The following is a 17,195-nucleotide window of genomic DNA, read 5'->3' on the forward strand; positions in this document are numbered from 1 at the left end:
AGCAGGCAAACCAACCGCCAGCAGCCGGGGAGCGCTTTCCCCTCCTGTTCCTCAGGAGGACCATCATGACAACTGCAACAATCAAGAAGACCGGCTACAACTGGCGCGTGGCTGACATCGTGGTGGCGGCACTGATCGCGGTCGCCGGCGGCGTGATCTTCTGGGCCTGGTCCCAGGGCGCCAACCTAATCTCCGCCCCCGTCAACGCCGTGTACCCGCCCCTCTCCGGCCTCTACGCCGGCGGCTGGATGATTCCGGCGGTGCTCGGCATGCTCATCGTCCGCAAGCCGGGTGCGGCACTGTTCTGCGAAGCCGTCGCCGCCACGGGCGAGCTGATCATGGGCTCCCAGTACGGCACCACGGTGCTGATCTCGGGCATCCTGCAGGGCCTGGGTGCGGAGCTCGTGTTCGCCGCCTTCATGTACAAGAAATTCAACCTCCCCGCTTCGCTGCTGGCCGGCGCGGGTGCGGGCCTGTTCTGCGGCCTGAATGACTCCTTCGCTCCGTGGGGCTGGAACATTGCGTACGCCGCTGGGGACAAGCTCGCGTATATCGTGTTCTGCGCCATTTCCGGCGCGGTCATCGCCGGCGTGCTGTCCTGGATCGCTACCCGCGGCCTGGCCAGGACGGGCGTGCTGAGCTCGTTCGCGTCCCGCAAGGCAGCCACGGAGCCCGTCTTCTCCTGATGCCCGCACATTACGACGGCGGCGTCCGCCCAGCCGCGGTCACCGCCCGCGGCTGGGGCTGGCGCCACGCGGGACGGTCCAGGCCCGCCGTCAACGCGCTGGACCTGGACATCCGGCCGGGGGAGCGGGTCCTGTTGCTGGGACCTTCCGGCGCCGGCAAGTCCACGCTGCTTCACGCCCTCGCCGGGGTTCTGGGTGACGGCACCTCGGGAAACAGCGCAGCCGGCGACGGCGGCCTTGCCGACAGCGACGACGCGGACGAGACCGGCAGCCTGCTGATTGCCGGCGAACCGCCGCGCGCGCGGCGCGGCCGCGCCGGCCTCATGCAGCAGGACCCCGAAACGCAGGTGGTCCTCTCCCGCCTCGGCGACGACGTAGCGTTCGGTGCCGAAAACCTCTCCGTGCCCCGCGACGAAATCTGGACCCGCGTCCACGAGGCACTGGACGACGTCGGGCTCGCGCACCTTCCGCTGGACCACGCGACGTCGGCCCTGTCCGGCGGGCAGAAACAGCGCCTTGCGCTGGCCGGCATCCTGGCGATGCGGCCGGGGCTCATCCTGCTGGACGAGCCGACCGCCAATCTCGACCCGGCAGGCGTGCTGGAAGTCCGCGACGCCGTGGGCCGCTGCCTCGACAAGACGGGCGCCACGCTGGTGGTCGTGGAGCACCGGGTAGCCGTATGGAAGGACCTGGTAGACCGGATCGTGGTGCTGCAGCCTGGATCCGGCACGCAGCCGGCGGTGCTGATCGACGGTACGCCGGACCAGGTTCTTGAACAAGCGCGCGAGATGCTCATTGCCGCCGGGGTCTGGGTTCCCGGATATGTCCCGGCCGCGCGGCAGCGGACTCTTGCCGGAACCTCGGCTGAAGTCACGGGCCAGCTGCTGCTCGCCGCAGAGGGCCTGGCCGTCTCACGCGAGCGGCCACGCCGCCGCGGCTTCAGGTCCGTTCCGCCCGTGCCTGTCCAGCGGGACATCACGGCCCAGGTCCGCGCCGGCGAAGCGCTGACCATTACCGGGCCCAACGGCGCCGGGAAATCCACGTTTGCCCTGACGCTCGCCGGCCTGATCCCGCCCGTTGACGGCAAGGTGTCCGCCACCGTGGAACTGAGCCGCGGCGCCGGGATCGACCCGTACAAGTGGCGGGCCGAGCAGCTGATCGCGAGGATCGGCACCGTGTTCCAGGAACCCGAGCACCAGTTCGTCACGGGCAGGGTCCTGGACGAGCTGCAGTTCGGCCCGCGGCACATGGGCCACGGGGAAGAGCGCGTTGACGAGCTGCTGGAGCGGCTTCGCCTGACCGGTCTCGTGGACGCCAACCCGTACACGCTTTCCGGCGGGGAAAAGCGCAGGCTTTCCGTGGCCACGGTGCTCGCGGCCCATCCCCAGGTCCTGATCCTGGACGAGCCGACGTTCGGCCAGGATGCAAACACCTGGGCCGAGCTCGCCTCCTTCCTGTCCGAACTGCTCGACGCCGGCACCGCCGTGGTTTCCGTGACGCACGACCAGGAATTCACGCATGTGTTGGGCGGGACCGAGTTCAGGCTCGCCCCCCGGGGACTGGGTCAGCCGGGCACGGCTCAGCCGGGCACGGCTCAGCCGGGCACGGGCGGGCACGCCCTCGGCGCACCGGAACAGGCCCCGACATGAGGGACGCGCTGAGCCTTTCCGGAAACCAGGCGCTGCTGACCCGGGCCAACCCGCTGGCCAAATTCGCCGCCGTCTTCCTCATCACCCTTGTTCTGGCCCTGTCCATCGACTGGATGTCCGCGTCCGTGGCGCTGGCCTGCGAACTGCTGCTTTTCCCGCTCGCCGGCCTGACGTTCACGCTGCTCTGGCAGCGCGGCTGGCCGCTGATTGTCGCTGCCGCCGTGGGCGGCTGGAGCACGTCCATCCTGTCGCCGGACAGCGGGAAGGTACTGCTCGACGTCGGCATCTGGTCCATGAGCGAAGGTTCCCTCCAGCTGGGGCTGGGTTTCCTGCTCCGCGGCCTCGCGATTGCTTTGCCAGCGGTGCTGCTGATGAGCTGCACGGACCCCACCGACCTCGCCGATTCGTTGGCGCAGAAGGGCCGCCTGCCGCACCGGTTCGTGCTGGGCACGCTCGCGGCCATGCGACTCGTGGGGCTCATGGCGGAGGAATGGCAGACCATCGGCATGGCCCGGCGCGCCCGCGGCGTGGGGTCCCGGGGCAACCCGTGGCAGCGGCTGCGCGCCACCTTGGGGCAGAGCTTCGGCCTGCTGGTCCAGGCCATCCGGCGCGCGACCCGCCTCGCCGTCACCATGGAGGCGCGCGGCTTCGGCGGGGCCACACGGACGTGGGCCCGCGAATCGACCTACAGCCGCTTGGATATCTGGGTGCTGCTCGGCGGAGCGGTGATCGCGGCTGGCGCCGTGGTTGCTGCCGTATGGGCCGGGACCTGGAACATGGTGTGGCTCGAAGGGTCCTAGGTGTAGTTGGCCAGCGCCGGACTACCTTGTCATCCGCAGTTCGACGAGTCCTTCCCAGTCTTCAATGGCTTCCTTCGTTCCGTTGAACTCGAAGCCGTTGCGGCGGTAGAAGGCCTGGGCCCTGGGGTTGTCCTGGGCCACCCACAGGGCTGCGGGCTCGGCTCCGAGCGTTGCATCAAGAAGCCGTTGGCCCAGCCCGGAACCGTGGTGGGCTTTCAGCACGTAGATGCCCCAGAGCTCAGCCCTGCCGTCGGAACGTGCGTCAGCGGAGCCTGCCGCCGGCGGAAGCGGGCCGGGCGGAAGTAGGCGCGGCGGAAGTGAGCCGGCAAATCCCACCAGCCGTCCGCCGACGTCTGCAACGAATTGGCGCCCGGCGTGGGCGCCGTTCAGTAGCCGGAGCCACATGGCCAGCCGCTCGTCCACGCTCTGCCTGGCAAAAAAGTCGGGGGACAGCAGTCCCGAGTAGGTCTCTCGCCAGCACTCGAGCTGGAGTTGGGCGAGGATTTCCGCGTCTTCGATGGTGGCGGTCCGGATGGTGTCGGTGTGGCGCATGGCCCGAGTCTAACCATGGGGCAGGGCCTAACCACGGGGCAGGGCCTAACTACAGGGCAGGGCCTAACCACGGGTCAGGCCGGGGCTCCGGAGGCCTCCCGCCGTGCCTGGGCGTCCGGGTCAGATGCAGGAGTAGTCGTAGTCGAAGCCCTTGGAGACGAACTGGGTGAGGATGACCCGGCCGCCGGCGGTGAGGGGCGCGGCCGAGCAGTTGCCCTTGGCCCCGCTGGCCGTGCGGGCGCCGGGGAGCCAGCTGGGGAGGTTGTAGAGGTTGCTGCCGGGGCTGACCTGGCCAACGATCTGTCCCCACTGGACACCGGTGGAATAGATGCCCACGTCCGCGTCGATGCTGTGGAAGAAGTCCGTCATGCCCTCAAGGTCTGCCCTGTTGGCGTCTTTGTTGCCGGACCAGCTGTTGCCCGTTTCCACATCCAGCCACCACAGATAGTCCTCCGGATTAGTGATGCTGCGGAGGTAGGCGTCATCGAAGGCCTTGGCATATCCGTACATGTAGGCGCACGGGACATCCACCTGCCCCTTGCACTCGCCGTAGGGGTTCGGCACGGTCTTGCCACCATAGTTGTTGCTTGTGGGCCACCAGGATCCGGCACTGCCGGGGTTGGCGGTGTTGATGTAGAGGGCCACGCCCGGCTGTCCGGTCAGATCGGAAGAGATGTCATCTGCCCAGTCCAATTGCTGATGCAGGCACGGGTTGGTGGTGTTGGCCAGTCCGTTGTTGACGCCGACGATTGCGAACGCCGGGTCCTTGGGCAGGGCCTTGTTGCACTGCGGCCAGGACACGTCGTTGCCGAGCAGCATGGTGCCGCCTGCCGAGGGCTGGGGCGCGGACGGTTGCGCCAGAGTCGACGGGGCCGCGGGCTGGGCTGGAGCAGCCGGGGCGGTGGCGGACGCCGCGGCCGTAGGCTGAATGATGGAGGACTCCGGGGGAGTGCCATCGTCCAGGCGGGGGCCCGGCACGAAGCCCACCGCCGTGGCTACCACGAAGGAGAGAAATGCGGTGGCCTGCTGCCTGGAGGGGCGCTTCTCGCCGAACACCGCGGAGTTGAAAATGGACAAGGCGGCCTCCCGTTCCCTTAACTGGCCGCAACCGGTAGCGTTAGCTTGCTCCCGATGGCTTCCCGGGTCAAGGCCAGCGGCTGTGTCGGTCCGCCGCCTCGCCAGACCTGGTGGCCTGCGCCTCGCTGCCTGCTGCCGGTAGCCCAACCCGCTCTCGTTATCGCACAGGGCGGGTAAATTCTGGAATTCAACGGGCACCGGCCCGACTTTGCCGCCAAAATACATCATTTGTGATATTTTTTTGTTATGACACAACAGACTGCTGAACACGTTGGACTCATGCTCCGCGACGCCCGCGGGCAGAAGGGCTGGACCCAGGGGCAGCTCGCCGCGGAACTCGGAACCAGCCAAAGCGCCGTCGCCCGAATGGAGCAGGGCAAGCAGAATCTGAGCCTGAAAATGATCCAGCGGCTTGAGGCGATATTCGGCCAGAGCATCGTAAAGCTCGGCAAGTCCCAGATGACCCACCTCCGCGTGGAAGGCGGCCGGACACTCTCTGGCTCCGTTGACGTCAACACCAGTAAGAACGCCGGCGTCGCACTGCTTTGCGCCAGCCTTATCAACCGCGGCACCACCACACTGCGCCGGCTGGCCCGGATCGAGGAGGTCAACCGGATCGTCGAGGTGCTCGTGAGCATCGGCGTCGAATGCATCTGGCTCAACGACAACGATCTCCAGCTCCGCCGGCCCGCCGTGCTGGACCTGGAGTCCATGGACGTTGAGGCCGCCCGCCGCACCCGCAGCGTGATCATGCTCCTCGGCCCGCTGCTGGACGAAACGGCACAGTATCGGCTGCCGTACGCCGGCGGATGTGACCTTGGCACCCGCACAGTGGAGCCGCACATGCAGGCGCTGCGCCAGTTCGGGCTTTCGGTGGAGGCCACCGCGGGCTTCTACACGGTGCAGGCGCCGACGTCGGACGCTCTTGACCGTTCCTTCGTGCTCACCGAGCGCGGAGACACCGTCACCGAAAATGCCATCATGGCCGCCGCCCACCGGGGCGGCACCACCATCATCCGCAACGCCAGCCCCAACTACATGGTGCAGGACCTCTGCTTCTATCTGCAGAGGCTGGGAGTGGAGATCGACGGCGTCGGAACCACCACGCTGAAGATCACCGGCAAGCCGTCCATCGACGTCGACATTGAATACTTCCCCTCCGAGGACCCCATCGAGGCGATGAGCCTCATCACCGCCGGTATTGTGACGAATTCCGAGGTGACCATCCGCCGCGTGCCCATCGAGTTCATGGAAATCGAGCTGGCCACGCTGGAGCAGATGGGCCAGAAGCTCGAAGTTTCGGGAGAGTACATGGCCCGCAACGGCCGCACCCGGCTGGTGGATGTGACCACCAAGCCCTCTGAGCTGCGGGCGCCGGAAGACAAGATCCACCCGATGCCGTTCCCGGGGCTGAACATCGACAACCTGCCGTTCTTCGCCGTGATTGCCGGCAACGCCGAGGGCCAGACAATGATCCACGACTGGGTCTACGAGAACCGCGCCATCTACCTCACGGAGCTGAACAAGCTGGGGGCCCGGGTGCAGTTGCTGGACCCGCACCGGATCTACGTCAACGGCCCCACCCGGTGGCGTGCCGCGGAGATCGGCTGCCCGCCTGCCCTCCGCCCGGCGGCGTGCCTGCTGCTCGCCATGCTTGCGGCGCGGGGCGTGTCTGAGCTGCGCAACATCTACGTCATTGAGCGCGGCTACGAGGACCTGGCCGAGCGGCTCAACACCATCGGCGCCAAGATCGAGTATTTCCAGGACTAGGTTTTCCCAGCACCAACAGAGCGCGAGCGGAGGCTTGAGGCCCTCCGCAGAGCGCGAGCGGACACTTCCGCCCCTCGGGCCAGCCTGCCGCAGGGCCCCCAGTGATCGTTCGCGCTTTTCGTCATGTCAGGGACGTTTCGGCTGGTCTGACGGACAATGTACGCATGCGGACTTTTGGGGTCGAGGAAGAACTGCTGATCGTGGACCCGGGCAGCGGGGAGCCATTGGCGCTCGCTGATGCGCTGCTCTCCGGCCGGAAGCTCGCGGCCGACGACGCCCCGGACAAACCGCGGCTGCTGCAGAAGCAGACCAGACCCGCTTGCGACGACGGGATGGGCTTGAGTGCCGAGCTCAAGCTCGAACAGATCGAGACCCAGACCCGGCCGTGCCTGGATTATGAGGAACTGCTCCGCCAGATACGCGCGGGCCGGGCGATGGCCGATGAGGCCGCCCAGCGGCACGGCGCACGGGTCGCGGCGCTCGCAACCTCCCCTTTGTCCCTCGCAAGCCACACGACGCCGGACCCGCGGTACGCCCGGATGCTCGAGCGCTTCGGCCTGACCGCCCAGGAGCAGCTGACCTGCGGCTTCCACGTCCACACCTTCATCGAATCCCAGGATGAAGGCGTGGCGGTCCTGGACAGGATCCGGGACAAGCTGGCCGTCCTGATCGCGCTCAGCGCCAACTCCCCCTTCTGGCAGGGCGTGGAAACCGGGTTCGAGAGCTACCGTACCCAGGCCTGGAACCGCTGGCCGACATCTGGCCCCACCGCCATTTACGGGAGCCTGTCGGCGTACCGGCGGGTGGTGACCCGCCTGCTGGACAGCGGGGTGCTGCTGGATGAGGGCATGGTCTACTTCGACGCGCGGCTGTCCCGGAACCACCCCACGGTGGAGGTCAGGGTGGCCGACGTCTGCCTCCGGGCCGAGGACGCCGCACTGATCGCCGTCCTGGTCCGGGCGCTGGTGGAGTCCGCCAGCAGGGAATGGCACCAAGGCGTGGAGCCGGCCCCGGTTCCCACGGTGCTGCTGCGCATGGCGGCGTGGCAGGCCAGTAATTTCGGCCTCCGCGGCGAGCTGCTGGACTTCGGCAGCTTCCGGCCCGCGCCCGCCGCGGAGGTGGTGCGCTCGCTCGTGGATTTCCTGGAACCGGTGCTCACCGAGAACGGCGAAATCGACCTGGTGCGGCAAGGGGTCGAGGAGATCCTCTCCCGCGGCACCGGCGCTGCAGAACAGCGCTGCGTCCGGGAGACTGTGATGGAGAAAGCCGCGCCCGACGACGGCGGGCTGGGTGCCGTCGTCGCGCACGCCGTGCGGGCCACGCTGCGGGGGACGGTCGGCTATGCCGACGCGGAAGCAGAGCCCGTGCCGGAGCTGCTGCGGGTCCGCCAGTCCTGACCTCCTATCTGAAGCGCGCCCCGGACATGCGCTGAGTGGCGGGGAGGTTTCCGATGGTCATTTCCCGGCAAACCGCACGAAATATTGTCTGGCTAGGGTGGAAGCACAAGATCCACTCGGGGAAGGCATGACCATGCGTGTAGGTGTCATCCGGGCTTTGACGACGTCAGACCGGCGTCTGCTCAACTCCCACGGAAAGCTGCTGCAGGAATCTTTCGGCTTCGAGGTGACGTCGCGCTGCATTCCGGCCCAGCCGTCGGGCGTCTACGACGCAGAGTCGCTTCGGCTGGCCGTTCCTAAGGTTGTGGAACTGGCGCTCGAAATGGCGGGTGAGGTTGACGCCCTGATTGTCAGCTGCGCCGCGGACCCGGGACTGGCCGAGGTGCGCGCCCTGCTGGATATTCCGGTGGTCGGGGCCGGCTCGTCGGCTGCCGCCGCCGCGCTTACGTTCGGCGGGCGGGTGGGCGTGCTGGGCCTGAAGCACTCGGTTCCCGGACCCATTTCCGACGCCCTCGGCGACCGCATGCTGCTGATCGACGGGCCGGAGGGCGTGGAAACGTCCGAGGGGTTCCTCATGCCGACGGGTATTTTCGATTCCCTCGCTGCGGCCCACATGCTGGTGGATGCCGGTGCTGACGTCATCGTTGAGGCGAGCACCGGCCTGACGAGCATCGGCATGGCGGATGTCTTGCGCCGCAGGCTGGGCATACCCGTTATCGATCCCGTTGTGGCTGCCGGTTCCATGCTCGTCTCTGCGGTGGCGGCCCGGGAGCTGCAGGCAGTCTAAGGGCTTGCTAAGCACCCATCGTGGACGCCTTCGCGCCCGCCACGGCTGACCGGGCCGTCCTCCTGTGTGCCTTCCACCGGTTTGCCGAGCTGGCAACCCGCGTGCACAGGGCCCAGTAGGCCAACCCTGCGGCAAGCGAGGCGGTGACGGCCAGCGCGGGGCTGATCCCGGCCAGCGGCGGAAAGACCAGCCAGTGGACCAAGTAGGCGTACAGAGAAGCGCTGGCCAGCACCACCGTCAGGCGGCGGAGGCCCGTCGGCACAGGAATGGCCGGCAGCCACACCAGCACGAGTATCCCGATGAGGAGTGTTGCTTCCCGGTTCGCGTTGTCGAAGAACCCGGGAACAGTCAGCGCTGCAATGGCCGACACGGCGCAGCGGTGGCCCAGGTTCCGGGACCGCGCAATCGCCCAGCCCAGTGCGAAGAGCCAGAGTGCCGGCGCTGTGTGTGGCACTCCGGGGTCGATAATCCCGAAGCGGGTGAGAAGCCCGACGCCGGTCAATGCCAAGGGGAAGAGCAGGGGGAAGCGCCGCTCGGCACGGCTTGCCCACGGGATGGCGAGCAGGGCGGTCATGCCGACGAGCAGATAGACGAGCACCTCGATGAACCAGAAGTGCCACCGCGTGGTCACGGCCTCGGGCCCGATGATGGCGTTGAGGAGCACCACGTTGGCAGGACTGTATCTGTCCGTGATCAGGTACGCTGCACCGATGAAGGCCATGCTCGGCACCGCCACCTTGGCCGCGCTCCTGAGCTGCCGCCGCAGGCGGGGGAGCCGTTCCCCCGAGAGCTGGAAACGCGCAAAGTTGTAGCCCGCCACGGCCATGAGAACGTGGGCCGTCCCTTGCAGGCTGAACAAGCCGACGTGAGTGCTGACGATGCAGACGATCGCGGCCGCCCTGAGGACGATGCTGGTTTCCAATGGTGCGAAGAACCGCCGCAGCTTCCGGACTGGCACATCCTCGCGGCGCGGTTCCAGATCGCGGACGGGCGTCAGATGCCAGTCCGCCGGAAGACGCCCCAGAGCCTGCTCGAGCCTGACGGATGCCGCCACATAGGACAGGGAATCGCCGCCAAGCGAGACGAAGGTGTCGCTGTCGGAGATGTCCGCACGCTCCAGGGTGTCCTCGAAAATCCTTCTGACGTTGTCCGGCCCCGTTGCGGCGGCGGGCCCCGATGCCGGCTCCGCCGGCTTGGAACCGGAAAGGGCGAGAACTGCCGGGTAGTCCAGCTTGCCGGTGGCCAGGCGCGGGAGATGTTCGACGGCGTGCACCTCGAGGGCCGCCCGCGGCAGCCCGATACCCTGCGCGAGGACCTTGCTGAGCAGCCGCGGGTCGTGCTCGCCCTCGACGGCGACGACGAGTCCCTGGTCCGTTCCCGCACTGGCCGCCTGCACCCCGAGGTCCGCGAGCATCCGTTCCACCTGACCGAGGTCCACGCGCAGTCCCACGATCTTGACGAACCGGCTGCGCCGGCCCACCACCTCGTAAACTCCGGCGGGATGCTGCCTGGCGAGGTCGCCGGTGCGTAGCTCATGGATGGTCCGGCCCGCTGCGAGATCGTCCGGGCTGCCGGCATAGCCCAGCATGACGTTCGGGCCTGTGTAGACGAGCTCCCCGTCGTCCAGCCCTGGGACAGGATCGATGCGGAAGCTCCCGCCGGGCACCGGGGTCCCTATGGCGCCGGGAAACGTGCTGGCGAGTTCCGCGGGCAGGTAGGACATCCTGGCGGTGGCCTCCGTCTGGCCGTACATCACGAATAAATCCCAGCCGTTGCGGCGTCCCAGCTCCGCGTAGCAGCGCACGTTCTCCGGGGCCAGGCGGCCGCCGGCCTGGGTGACGTAGCGAAGGAGGGGCAGGTCCATGTCCGCGAACCCTACCCGTTCCAAAAGTTCAAAGGTGTAGGGAACGGCCGCGAAGGACGTCGCCGCCTGGCTTCGGAACAGGTCCCAGAAGCACGGGTCAACGACGGAGAGGTCAGTGAGCACCAGGCCGGCGCCGCGGAGCAGGTGGCTGTTGATCACGGACAGCCCGTAGCAGTACGACATGGGCAGCGTTGTTGCCGCGCGGTCGTGCGGACCGATGCCGAGGTAGTCGGCAATGGACTCGGCGTTGGACTGCAGATTCTGGTGTGAGAGCCGGACGAGCTTGGGGGAGCCGGTGGAGCCTGACGTGCTGAGCAGGAGGGCAAGATCCGGATGCAGTTGGTGCCGCGTCCCGGGCCGGCGTTCCTCCAGGACGGTCTGCCCGTTCGCGGACCTCAGGATGACGTCGGGATCGTAGGCCGCCACGAGGGACTCCAGGGCAGCCGGTTTGTCCTCCGGAAGAAGGATCAGCGGATGGCCGGAGGTCAGCGCCGCCAGGTAGGCGACGAGCGAGTCGAGGTCGTTGGCGGCGGCCAGCGCCACGAGGCGCCGCTCGGTGCCGAGCCGGAGGGCAAGGGCATCGACGCGGTCCGCCAGGTCCCGATAGGTCAGGGCTTGTCCGTCGGTGAGGATGGCGGGCCTGTCCCCGTGGCTCGCAAGATCCGCGGCAAAGGACGCCCGCGCGAAATCTAGCTGCGTGGTCACCCGGACGATGATATTAGCCAAGCCTTACCTAAGTAAAACTGTGACGGGTCTTGTTACGTCGCCTGAAATGTGTCGCTTCAGGCTCCTACAAGGCTGCGGGCGGCTGCGGTGATGTGGCGGGCGGAGATGCCGGCGGCGTCGAGCAATTCCTGGGGTTTGCCGGACGTGGGCAGTGACCTGACGGCAAGCAGGACGGTGTGGAGTTCGGGGGTGTCTGTGCCGGCGAGGGCTTCGAGCACGGCGGATCCGATGCCGCCTTCGGGGTAGTGGTCTTCTGCGACGACGATCCGGCCGCCGGTCTCGAGGCAGGTCCGGCGCAGGGTCTCCGCGTCGATGGGTTTGATGGAGTAGAGGTCGATGACGCGGGCTTTGATCCCGGCTTCGGCCAGTTGCCCCGCCGCCATGAGGCATTCGTGCAGCGTGACCCCGGCACCGATGAGCGCCACGGCGTCATTGGGGCCCGCGCGGTGGACTTTGCATCCGCCGAGCGGGAATTTTTCGTCTGGCCCGTAGATGACCGGGTAGGCGCCGCGGGTGGCGCGAAGGTAGGAGATTCCGGCGGTGTCCGCCATGGTCTCGACGAGTTGGGCGGTGGAGGGGGCGTCGGCGGGGTAGAGCACGGTGGAGGTGTGCACGGCCCGCATGGCAGCGATGTCCTCCAGTGCCATTTGCGACGGGCCGTCCTGGCCGATTTCGACGCCGGCGTGGGTGCCAACCAGCCGGATGCTGGCCTGGGAGACGCCGGCCATCCGAATGAAGTCGAAGGGCCGGGATATCAGGAACGCGGCGAAACTGGCCGCGAACGCCACGTAGCCGCGGACCGAGAGCCCGACGGCGGAGGCGATGAGCTGCTGTTCGGCGATAAACATTTCGAAGTACCGTTCCCGGGCAGCGTCCTCGAATTCACCGGCGTGGGTCGAGTTTCCCACTTCGCCGTCCAGAACGACGGTTTCGGGACGCGCGGCCAGCGCGGATACAGCGGCACCAAAGGCGGCCCGGGTCGCCACCTCGTCGCCCACCTCCCAGCGGGGCAGGCGGACAGATGCCAGGGGGTTGGCGGTGATGGCGGGTGTGCCCGGTTCGGGCAGAGCCGTGGTTATCCGCAGGCTGCCGGGCCCGCCGAGGGCTGCCACGGCGCGTTCGGCCATGTCCTTCGGAAGGGCTTTGCCGTGCCAGCCGTTCTGGTCTTCGATTTCGGGCACGCCTTTGCCCTTAATGGTTTTCGCCAGAATGACGGTCGGCTGGTCGGGATTGGAGCGCGCGCGGGTGAGTGCGTCGTCGATCGCGGCAAGATCGTGGCCGTCGATGACGAGGGCGTCGGCCCCGAAGGCTTCCACGCGCCGGGCGTACCGGTCCATGTCCCATTGGAGTTCCGTGGGCCCGTCCTGGCCCAGGCGGTTGACGTCCACGACGGCTGTGAGGTTGCCGAGCTTGTAGTAGGCGGCCTTGTCCAGGGCCTCCCACATGGACCCTTCGGCCAGTTCGCTGTCCCCGCACAGCACCCACGTCTGGTACCGGAGCCGGTCCAGGTACCGTCCGGCCAGTGCCACGCCCACCGCGGCCGGCAGGCCCTGGCCCAATGATCCGGTGGCCACATCAACCCAGGGCAGGACCGGTGTGGGGTGGCCTTGCAGGCGGCTGCCGAACTGCCGGTAGGTATTGATCAGTTCGTCCTCATCGACCACGCCCACCGCCCGGTACATGGAGTACAGCAGCGGGGAGGCGTGGCCCTTGGAAAAAATGAGGTGGTCATTGGCAGGCAGCGATGGCTGGTCCCAGTCATAGCGGAGGTGCCGCTCGAGCAGGACGGCCATGAGATCCGCAGCCGACAATGATGAGGTGGGATGGCCGGACCCGGCCTGTGTGCTGCACCGGATGGAGTCCACCCGCAGTTGAGCGGCCAGGCTCCCGATGACGCCGGCCTGTGCTGCGGTCATCGGCGCCGGGGCCAGTCCCTGATGTTCGGTCATCGCAAATCACCTTTCGCCGGCTCAAAGGCGCCCTCGTGTCCGGAACGCCTATACCTGTCATACCCGCAAGCCAGTGCCTGCGGAAGACGTGAGTTGTCCGCCACCGCCCATAGACGTGTGTGAGGGGTGGCTGTGTGGTGGCGGCCGGTAGTAAAGTCAGCCCACCAATCAAGGAGGCTCCCATGGCTATGCAAGTCCACCACGTAGCCCAGCTCGACCGGGACGTGGCGCACGAAGTCACCCAATGGCTGAAGTACCTCAAGGGCCAGGTGACAAGCGTTCAGTTCCTCACCACCACCATTCCTGATCCCAAGAACCCGGAGAAGTGGCGGGTGCAGTACGAGGCCTACATCACCTACCAGCAGTAGGCTTCAGGGCTGCAAACTCACTCAGATCTGCTTGAGCGCCTGCTCCAGGTCCGCGATCAGGTCTTCCGGATCCTCCAGGCCCACCGACAGCCGCACCACGCCGTCGCTGAGCCCGATGGCTGCACGGCCTTCCGGGCCCATGGCGCGGTGCGTCGTGGTGGCCGGGTGGGTGATGAGGGACTTGGCGTCGCCCAGGTTGTTGGAGATGTCGATGATCTTCAGCGCGTCCAGCAGCGCGAAGGCGGCTTCCTTGCCGGACCGGCCGCCCGACGTCGCGAGTTCCAGTGTGAGCACGGTGCCGCCGGCCTTCATCTGCTTTGCGGCCAGCTCGTACTGCGGGTGGGACTTCAGCAGCGGGTACTTGACCCAGCTGACGGCGGGATGTTCTTCAAGCCATTCGGCCAGGCGCAGTGCGGTGGCCGAGGAGTGGTTTACGCGCAGCGCCATGGTCTCCAGGCCCTTCGTGAGCACCCAGGCGTTGAACGCGGAGAGTGCGGGCCCGGTGTGGCGCATGAGCTGTTTGACCGGCCCGTCGATGAATTCCTTGGTGCCGAGGATGGCGCCGCCCAGCACGCGGCCCTGGCCGTCGATGTGCTTGGTGCCGGAGTAGACGATCACGTCCGCGCCGAGGTCGCCGCAGCGCTGCAGCAGGGGTGTGGCAAAGACGTTGTCGACCACGACGGTGGCGCCGGCCGCATGGGCCAGTCCGCTGACGGCGGCGATGTCTACGATCTCCTGCATCGGGTTGGACGGCGACTCGAAGAAGACGGCGGCGGTGGGCTCCGAAAGGGCAGCGCGCCACTGCTCAAGGTCCGGTCCGTCCACGAAGACCGTCTCCACGCCCCAGCGCGGCAGGATTTCGTTCAGGATCACAAAGCAGGAGCCGAACAGCGAGCGGGCGGCCACCACACGGTCCCCGGCACCCAGCAGGGCACCCAGGGCGGTGAATACCGCCGACATGCCGGACGCCGTCGCAAAGCACGCCTCGGTGCCCTCGAGCAGGCGGAGGCGTTCCTGGAAGGTGGCCACGGACGGGTTGCCGTAGCGGGAGTAGACGAAGCGTTCGTCCTCGCCTGTGAAGGCCCGCTCGGCCGCGGCAGCGGACTCGTACACGAAGCCCGAGGTCAGGAAGATGGGTTCGGTGGTTTCCTGGAAGTTGGTGCGGTCCAGCCCGCCGCGGACGGCCTGGGTTTCGGGGCTCCAGCCGGCGGCATCTTGATTGAAGGTCACTTAGTTCTTTCCCAGGTTCGTTGGGAGGCCGCGGTTCTTCCAGCCGTTGACGGTGCGCTCGCCGTAACGGTCCGGTTCGCCTTCAAAGCCTTCGAGGACGTTATACGAGGTGAAGCCCGCCTGGGTCGCTGCGACGGCGGCCGCGATGGAGCGCTGGCCGGACCGGCAGAGGAAAACGAGCTCCGTGGAGGTGTCCGCCGGAGCCTGCTGCTTCAGCTGCTCGATGAATGCAGGGTTGGGGATGCCGCCCGGGAAGGTCCACTGGATGAACAGCGGGTCATTCCGCTGATCGTTTGCGGTTGCGGTTTCCGGGATGCCGATGTGGGCCCATTCGCCCTCGGTGCGGACGTCCACCAGGATGGCGCCGTCTTCGAGTTTGGCCCATGCCTCCTGCGGCGTGAGGTCTCCCGCGTAGCTCATGCGTGGCCCTCGAATGCTTCGGCGTTGAGGTCATCGTCCGAGTCCAGCCGGTCCACGGCGGTGGCCACCGCTGCGTCGGCCGTGGCGATGGCGGCGGGCAGGATCACGGCCTGCGCCACGATCACGTCCCTGCCGTTGAAGGCGGCTGCGGGGCTGCCGTGCAGCACATACCCCTCCGCCAGGGCAGCGGAGATGCGTTCACAGAAGTCGCGGTTGTCCGGCCCCGTGATGAGGCGGTAGGACAGCTTTTTCTCAGGTTTGTCCTGCTGGGACGGCAGGGTGTCGCCGGCGGGGGCGTCCGACATGACGGATCTCCTTCTCTCACGCTTGCAGCTCGAAGTGGTCGATATGCCGAGTATTCACCTGAGGCACCCCGCCGCGAAAGGGAGGGTTGCCGACCGGCCAGTCAGGGCTTGGCGCCGGTTCTCATTACTCCCCAAAAACGTAACACCGACGACGGCGGCTGGCACCGCCGCCGTCGTCATGTTCCGTAACGCTCGACGCCGGTTGCTTCGGTTACAAAGCCGCTGGCCGGGGGGATAATGACGGGAGATGAACCACCGTAACGCCGGATGAAACCAGGCAACAGTGAACGCGTCGAACGCCAATACAGTCAGTCCCATGCTGCATTTTGGATGGTTTGTGGGCCACGGCTTTGGTGTGCAGGGCTGGGGGACGCCGGGCTACGGCATCGGCTACGACTGGAAGAAGCCCTCGCTGTACCAGCATGCCGTGCGGGAGTTCGAGCGGGCGGGCCTTGACCTGTTCATCATCGAGGACTCCCTCACCGTCCCGGACACCTACGGCGGCAGCGCGGAGGTGAGCCTGGCGCAGGCATCCTTCGCGCCGAAGCACGATCCGCTGGCCCTCGTGCCGTACCTGCTGTCCGCCACCGAGCACCTGGGGATCGTGCCGACTGTCAGTGCCTCGTTCTATCCGCCGTTCACCGCGGCCCGGCTGCTGGCCACGCTCCAGCACTTCTCCAGCGGGCAGCTGGGCTGGAACGTGGTGACGTCCGGCAGCGACCTCGCCGCCCAGAACTACGGCCTGGACCAGCAGATCGAGCACGACCTCCGCTACGAGAAGGCCGAGGAGTTCGTGGACGTGGTCCGGAAGCTTTGGCGGAGCTGGGACGGGGACGCCATCGTGGAGGACGCCCAGGGCGGCGTCTTCGCTGACCACACCAAGGTCCGGCCCATCCACCACGCCGGCGAGTTCTTCAAGGTCCGGGGTCCGCTGAACACGGCACCCCTGCCGGAGGAGCCCGTGCTGGTGCAGGCCGGGGCTTCCCCGCGCGGCAAGGCGTTCGCCGGTGGCAATGCCGACGTCGCCATTGCGCTGGCCCGCGGAGCCGACGGCATGAAGGCGTACCGCGACTCCATCCGCTCCGTGGCGGCCGCCGCCGGCCGGAACCCGGACGACGTCAAGGTGCTGTTCGTGCTCAAACCCACTGTGGTGGGCTCCAAAGCAGAGGCGGAGGACTTGCGTGCCGCGCGGAAGGAACTCACGCAGCGGGACATCGACAGCCAGCTCAACTCGATCTCATACCTGTCCGTCATCGACTTCAAACAGTTCGACCTGGACGAGCCCTTGCCGGACCTCACCACCAACAGCAACCAGGGAACGCTGGAGCACTTCTCCAAGGCTGCCCCGCCGGGCTCGACCCTCCGTGAAGTCCTGCAGGCCCGGAGCGGCGGCGCGGGGGACAGCATCGTCGGCACAGCCGAGGAAATCGCGGACCACCTTGAGGAAACGGGCGCCGCGGTGGGCGGGGACGGCTTCCTCTTCTCCGGCTTCGTTGACCCGGCCACTGTCCACGGGGTGCTGGACAAACTCGCGCCGGTGCTCCGGCGCCGGGGACTGCTGCGGACGAGCTACGGTGACGGCGGGTTCCGCCGGAACCTGCTGGATTTTTAGTGC

The 17,195-nt window shown here is 67.4% G+C and carries 15 protein-coding genes and 1 riboswitch; of the genes, 8 read left to right on the plus strand and 7 right to left on the minus strand.

The annotated features are described in order from the left end of the window. The first annotated feature begins 65 nt into the window (after nt 1–65). Genes LQ144_RS13335 through LQ144_RS13345 form a run of 3 tightly spaced genes read left to right on the plus strand, consistent with a single transcriptional unit; the run spans nt 66 to nt 3,135 of the window. Nucleotides 66–686 carry an ECF transporter S component gene (locus tag LQ144_RS13335; protein ID WP_230119187.1) on the plus strand — a complete coding sequence of 207 codons (621 nt, stop codon included), beginning with the start codon at nt 66–68 and terminating at the stop codon, nt 684–686. Next, the gene (locus LQ144_RS13340) at nt 686–2,335 is read left to right on the plus strand and encodes an ABC transporter ATP-binding protein (protein WP_230119188.1); all 1,650 of its coding nucleotides are present in this window, start codon (nt 686–688) and stop codon (nt 2,333–2,335) included. Before LQ144_RS13335 ends, LQ144_RS13340 begins: the two co-directional genes overlap by 1 nt. Further along, on the plus strand, nt 2,332–3,135 hold the full coding sequence (locus LQ144_RS13345) for an energy-coupling factor transporter transmembrane component T (RefSeq protein ID WP_230119189.1): 804 nt from the start codon (nt 2,332–2,334) through the stop codon (nt 3,133–3,135). The genes LQ144_RS13340 and LQ144_RS13345 overlap by 4 nt, the downstream gene beginning before the upstream one ends. Before the next feature lie 21 nt (nt 3,136–3,156). Here LQ144_RS13345 and LQ144_RS13350 read toward each other — a convergent pair whose 3' ends face one another. Further along, nucleotides 3,157–3,687: a GNAT family N-acetyltransferase gene (locus LQ144_RS13350; protein ID WP_230119190.1), complete on the minus strand. Its 531-nt coding sequence runs from the start codon at nt 3,685–3,687 to the stop codon at nt 3,157–3,159. Nucleotides 3,688–3,807: 120 nt separating this feature from the next. Continuing rightward, complete coding sequence (locus tag LQ144_RS13355; RefSeq protein ID WP_230119191.1) at nt 3,808–4,764, minus strand: hypothetical protein; 957 nt, start codon at nt 4,762–4,764, stop codon at nt 3,808–3,810. A gap of 246 nt (nt 4,765–5,010) precedes the next feature. Between LQ144_RS13355 and LQ144_RS13360 the strand changes: the two genes are divergently transcribed. The 3 genes from LQ144_RS13360 to LQ144_RS13370 all read left to right on the plus strand — a co-directional run bounded on the left by LQ144_RS13360 (nt 5,011) and on the right by LQ144_RS13370 (nt 8,718). Continuing rightward, the gene (locus LQ144_RS13360; protein ID WP_230119192.1) at nt 5,011–6,534 is read left to right on the plus strand and encodes a UDP-N-acetylglucosamine 1-carboxyvinyltransferase; all 1,524 of its coding nucleotides are present in this window, start codon (nt 5,011–5,013) and stop codon (nt 6,532–6,534) included. Nucleotides 6,535–6,698: 164 nt separating this feature from the next. Beyond that, entirely contained in the window at nt 6,699–7,931 is a 1,233-nt protein-coding gene (locus tag LQ144_RS13365) for a glutamate--cysteine ligase (RefSeq protein ID WP_230119193.1), read from the plus strand. 127 nt (nt 7,932–8,058) lie between these two features. Next, a complete protein-coding gene (locus LQ144_RS13370; protein WP_230119194.1) occupies nt 8,059–8,718 on the plus strand; it encodes an aspartate/glutamate racemase family protein in 660 nt (219 codons plus the stop codon). Nucleotides 8,719–8,725: 7 nt separating this feature from the next. Here LQ144_RS13370 and LQ144_RS13375 read toward each other — a convergent pair whose 3' ends face one another. Beyond that, nucleotides 8,726–11,308 carry an AMP-binding protein gene (locus tag LQ144_RS13375; RefSeq protein ID WP_354962154.1) on the minus strand — a complete coding sequence of 861 codons (2,583 nt, stop codon included), beginning with the start codon at nt 11,306–11,308 and terminating at the stop codon, nt 8,726–8,728. A 56-nt stretch (nt 11,309–11,364) separates the two neighbouring features. Next, on the minus strand, nt 11,365–13,257 hold the full coding sequence (locus LQ144_RS13380) for a transketolase (RefSeq protein WP_230119195.1): 1,893 nt from the start codon (nt 13,255–13,257) through the stop codon (nt 11,365–11,367). Between the two features lie 182 nt (nt 13,258–13,439). Between LQ144_RS13380 and LQ144_RS13385 the strand changes: the two genes are divergently transcribed. Next, nucleotides 13,440–13,625, plus strand: a complete 186-nt coding sequence (locus LQ144_RS13385; protein ID WP_230119196.1) for a hypothetical protein — start codon at nt 13,440–13,442, stop codon at nt 13,623–13,625. A 21-nt stretch (nt 13,626–13,646) separates the two neighbouring features. Here LQ144_RS13385 and LQ144_RS13390 read toward each other — a convergent pair whose 3' ends face one another. Genes LQ144_RS13390 through LQ144_RS13400 form a run of 3 tightly spaced genes read right to left on the minus strand, consistent with a single transcriptional unit; the run spans nt 13,647 to nt 15,580 of the window. Beyond that, nucleotides 13,647–14,855 (minus strand): O-succinylhomoserine sulfhydrylase, encoded by a 1,209-nt coding sequence (locus tag LQ144_RS13390; RefSeq protein WP_230119197.1) that lies wholly within the window; start codon nt 14,853–14,855, stop codon nt 13,647–13,649. Then, the gene (locus LQ144_RS13395) at nt 14,856–15,275 is read right to left on the minus strand and encodes a rhodanese-like domain-containing protein (RefSeq protein WP_230119198.1); all 420 of its coding nucleotides are present in this window, start codon (nt 15,273–15,275) and stop codon (nt 14,856–14,858) included. Beyond that, complete coding sequence (locus LQ144_RS13400) at nt 15,272–15,580, minus strand: DUF1737 domain-containing protein (protein ID WP_230119199.1); 309 nt, start codon at nt 15,578–15,580, stop codon at nt 15,272–15,274. The genes LQ144_RS13395 and LQ144_RS13400 overlap by 4 nt, the downstream gene beginning before the upstream one ends. A gap of 13 nt (nt 15,581–15,593) precedes the next feature. Next, a riboswitch (SAM riboswitch) is annotated at nt 15,594–15,709 on the minus strand. 154 nt (nt 15,710–15,863) lie between these two features. Here LQ144_RS13400 and LQ144_RS13405 point away from each other — a divergent pair. Next, nucleotides 15,864–17,192, plus strand: coding sequence for an NtaA/DmoA family FMN-dependent monooxygenase (locus tag LQ144_RS13405; RefSeq protein WP_354962155.1), 1,329 nt, complete (start codon nt 15,864–15,866; stop codon nt 17,190–17,192). The last annotated feature ends 3 nt before the right edge of the window (nt 17,193–17,195 follow it).

It is taken from the genome of Arthrobacter sp. Bi83 (assembly GCF_918698095.1).
GTDB lineage: Bacteria > Actinomycetota > Actinomycetes > Actinomycetales > Micrococcaceae > Arthrobacter.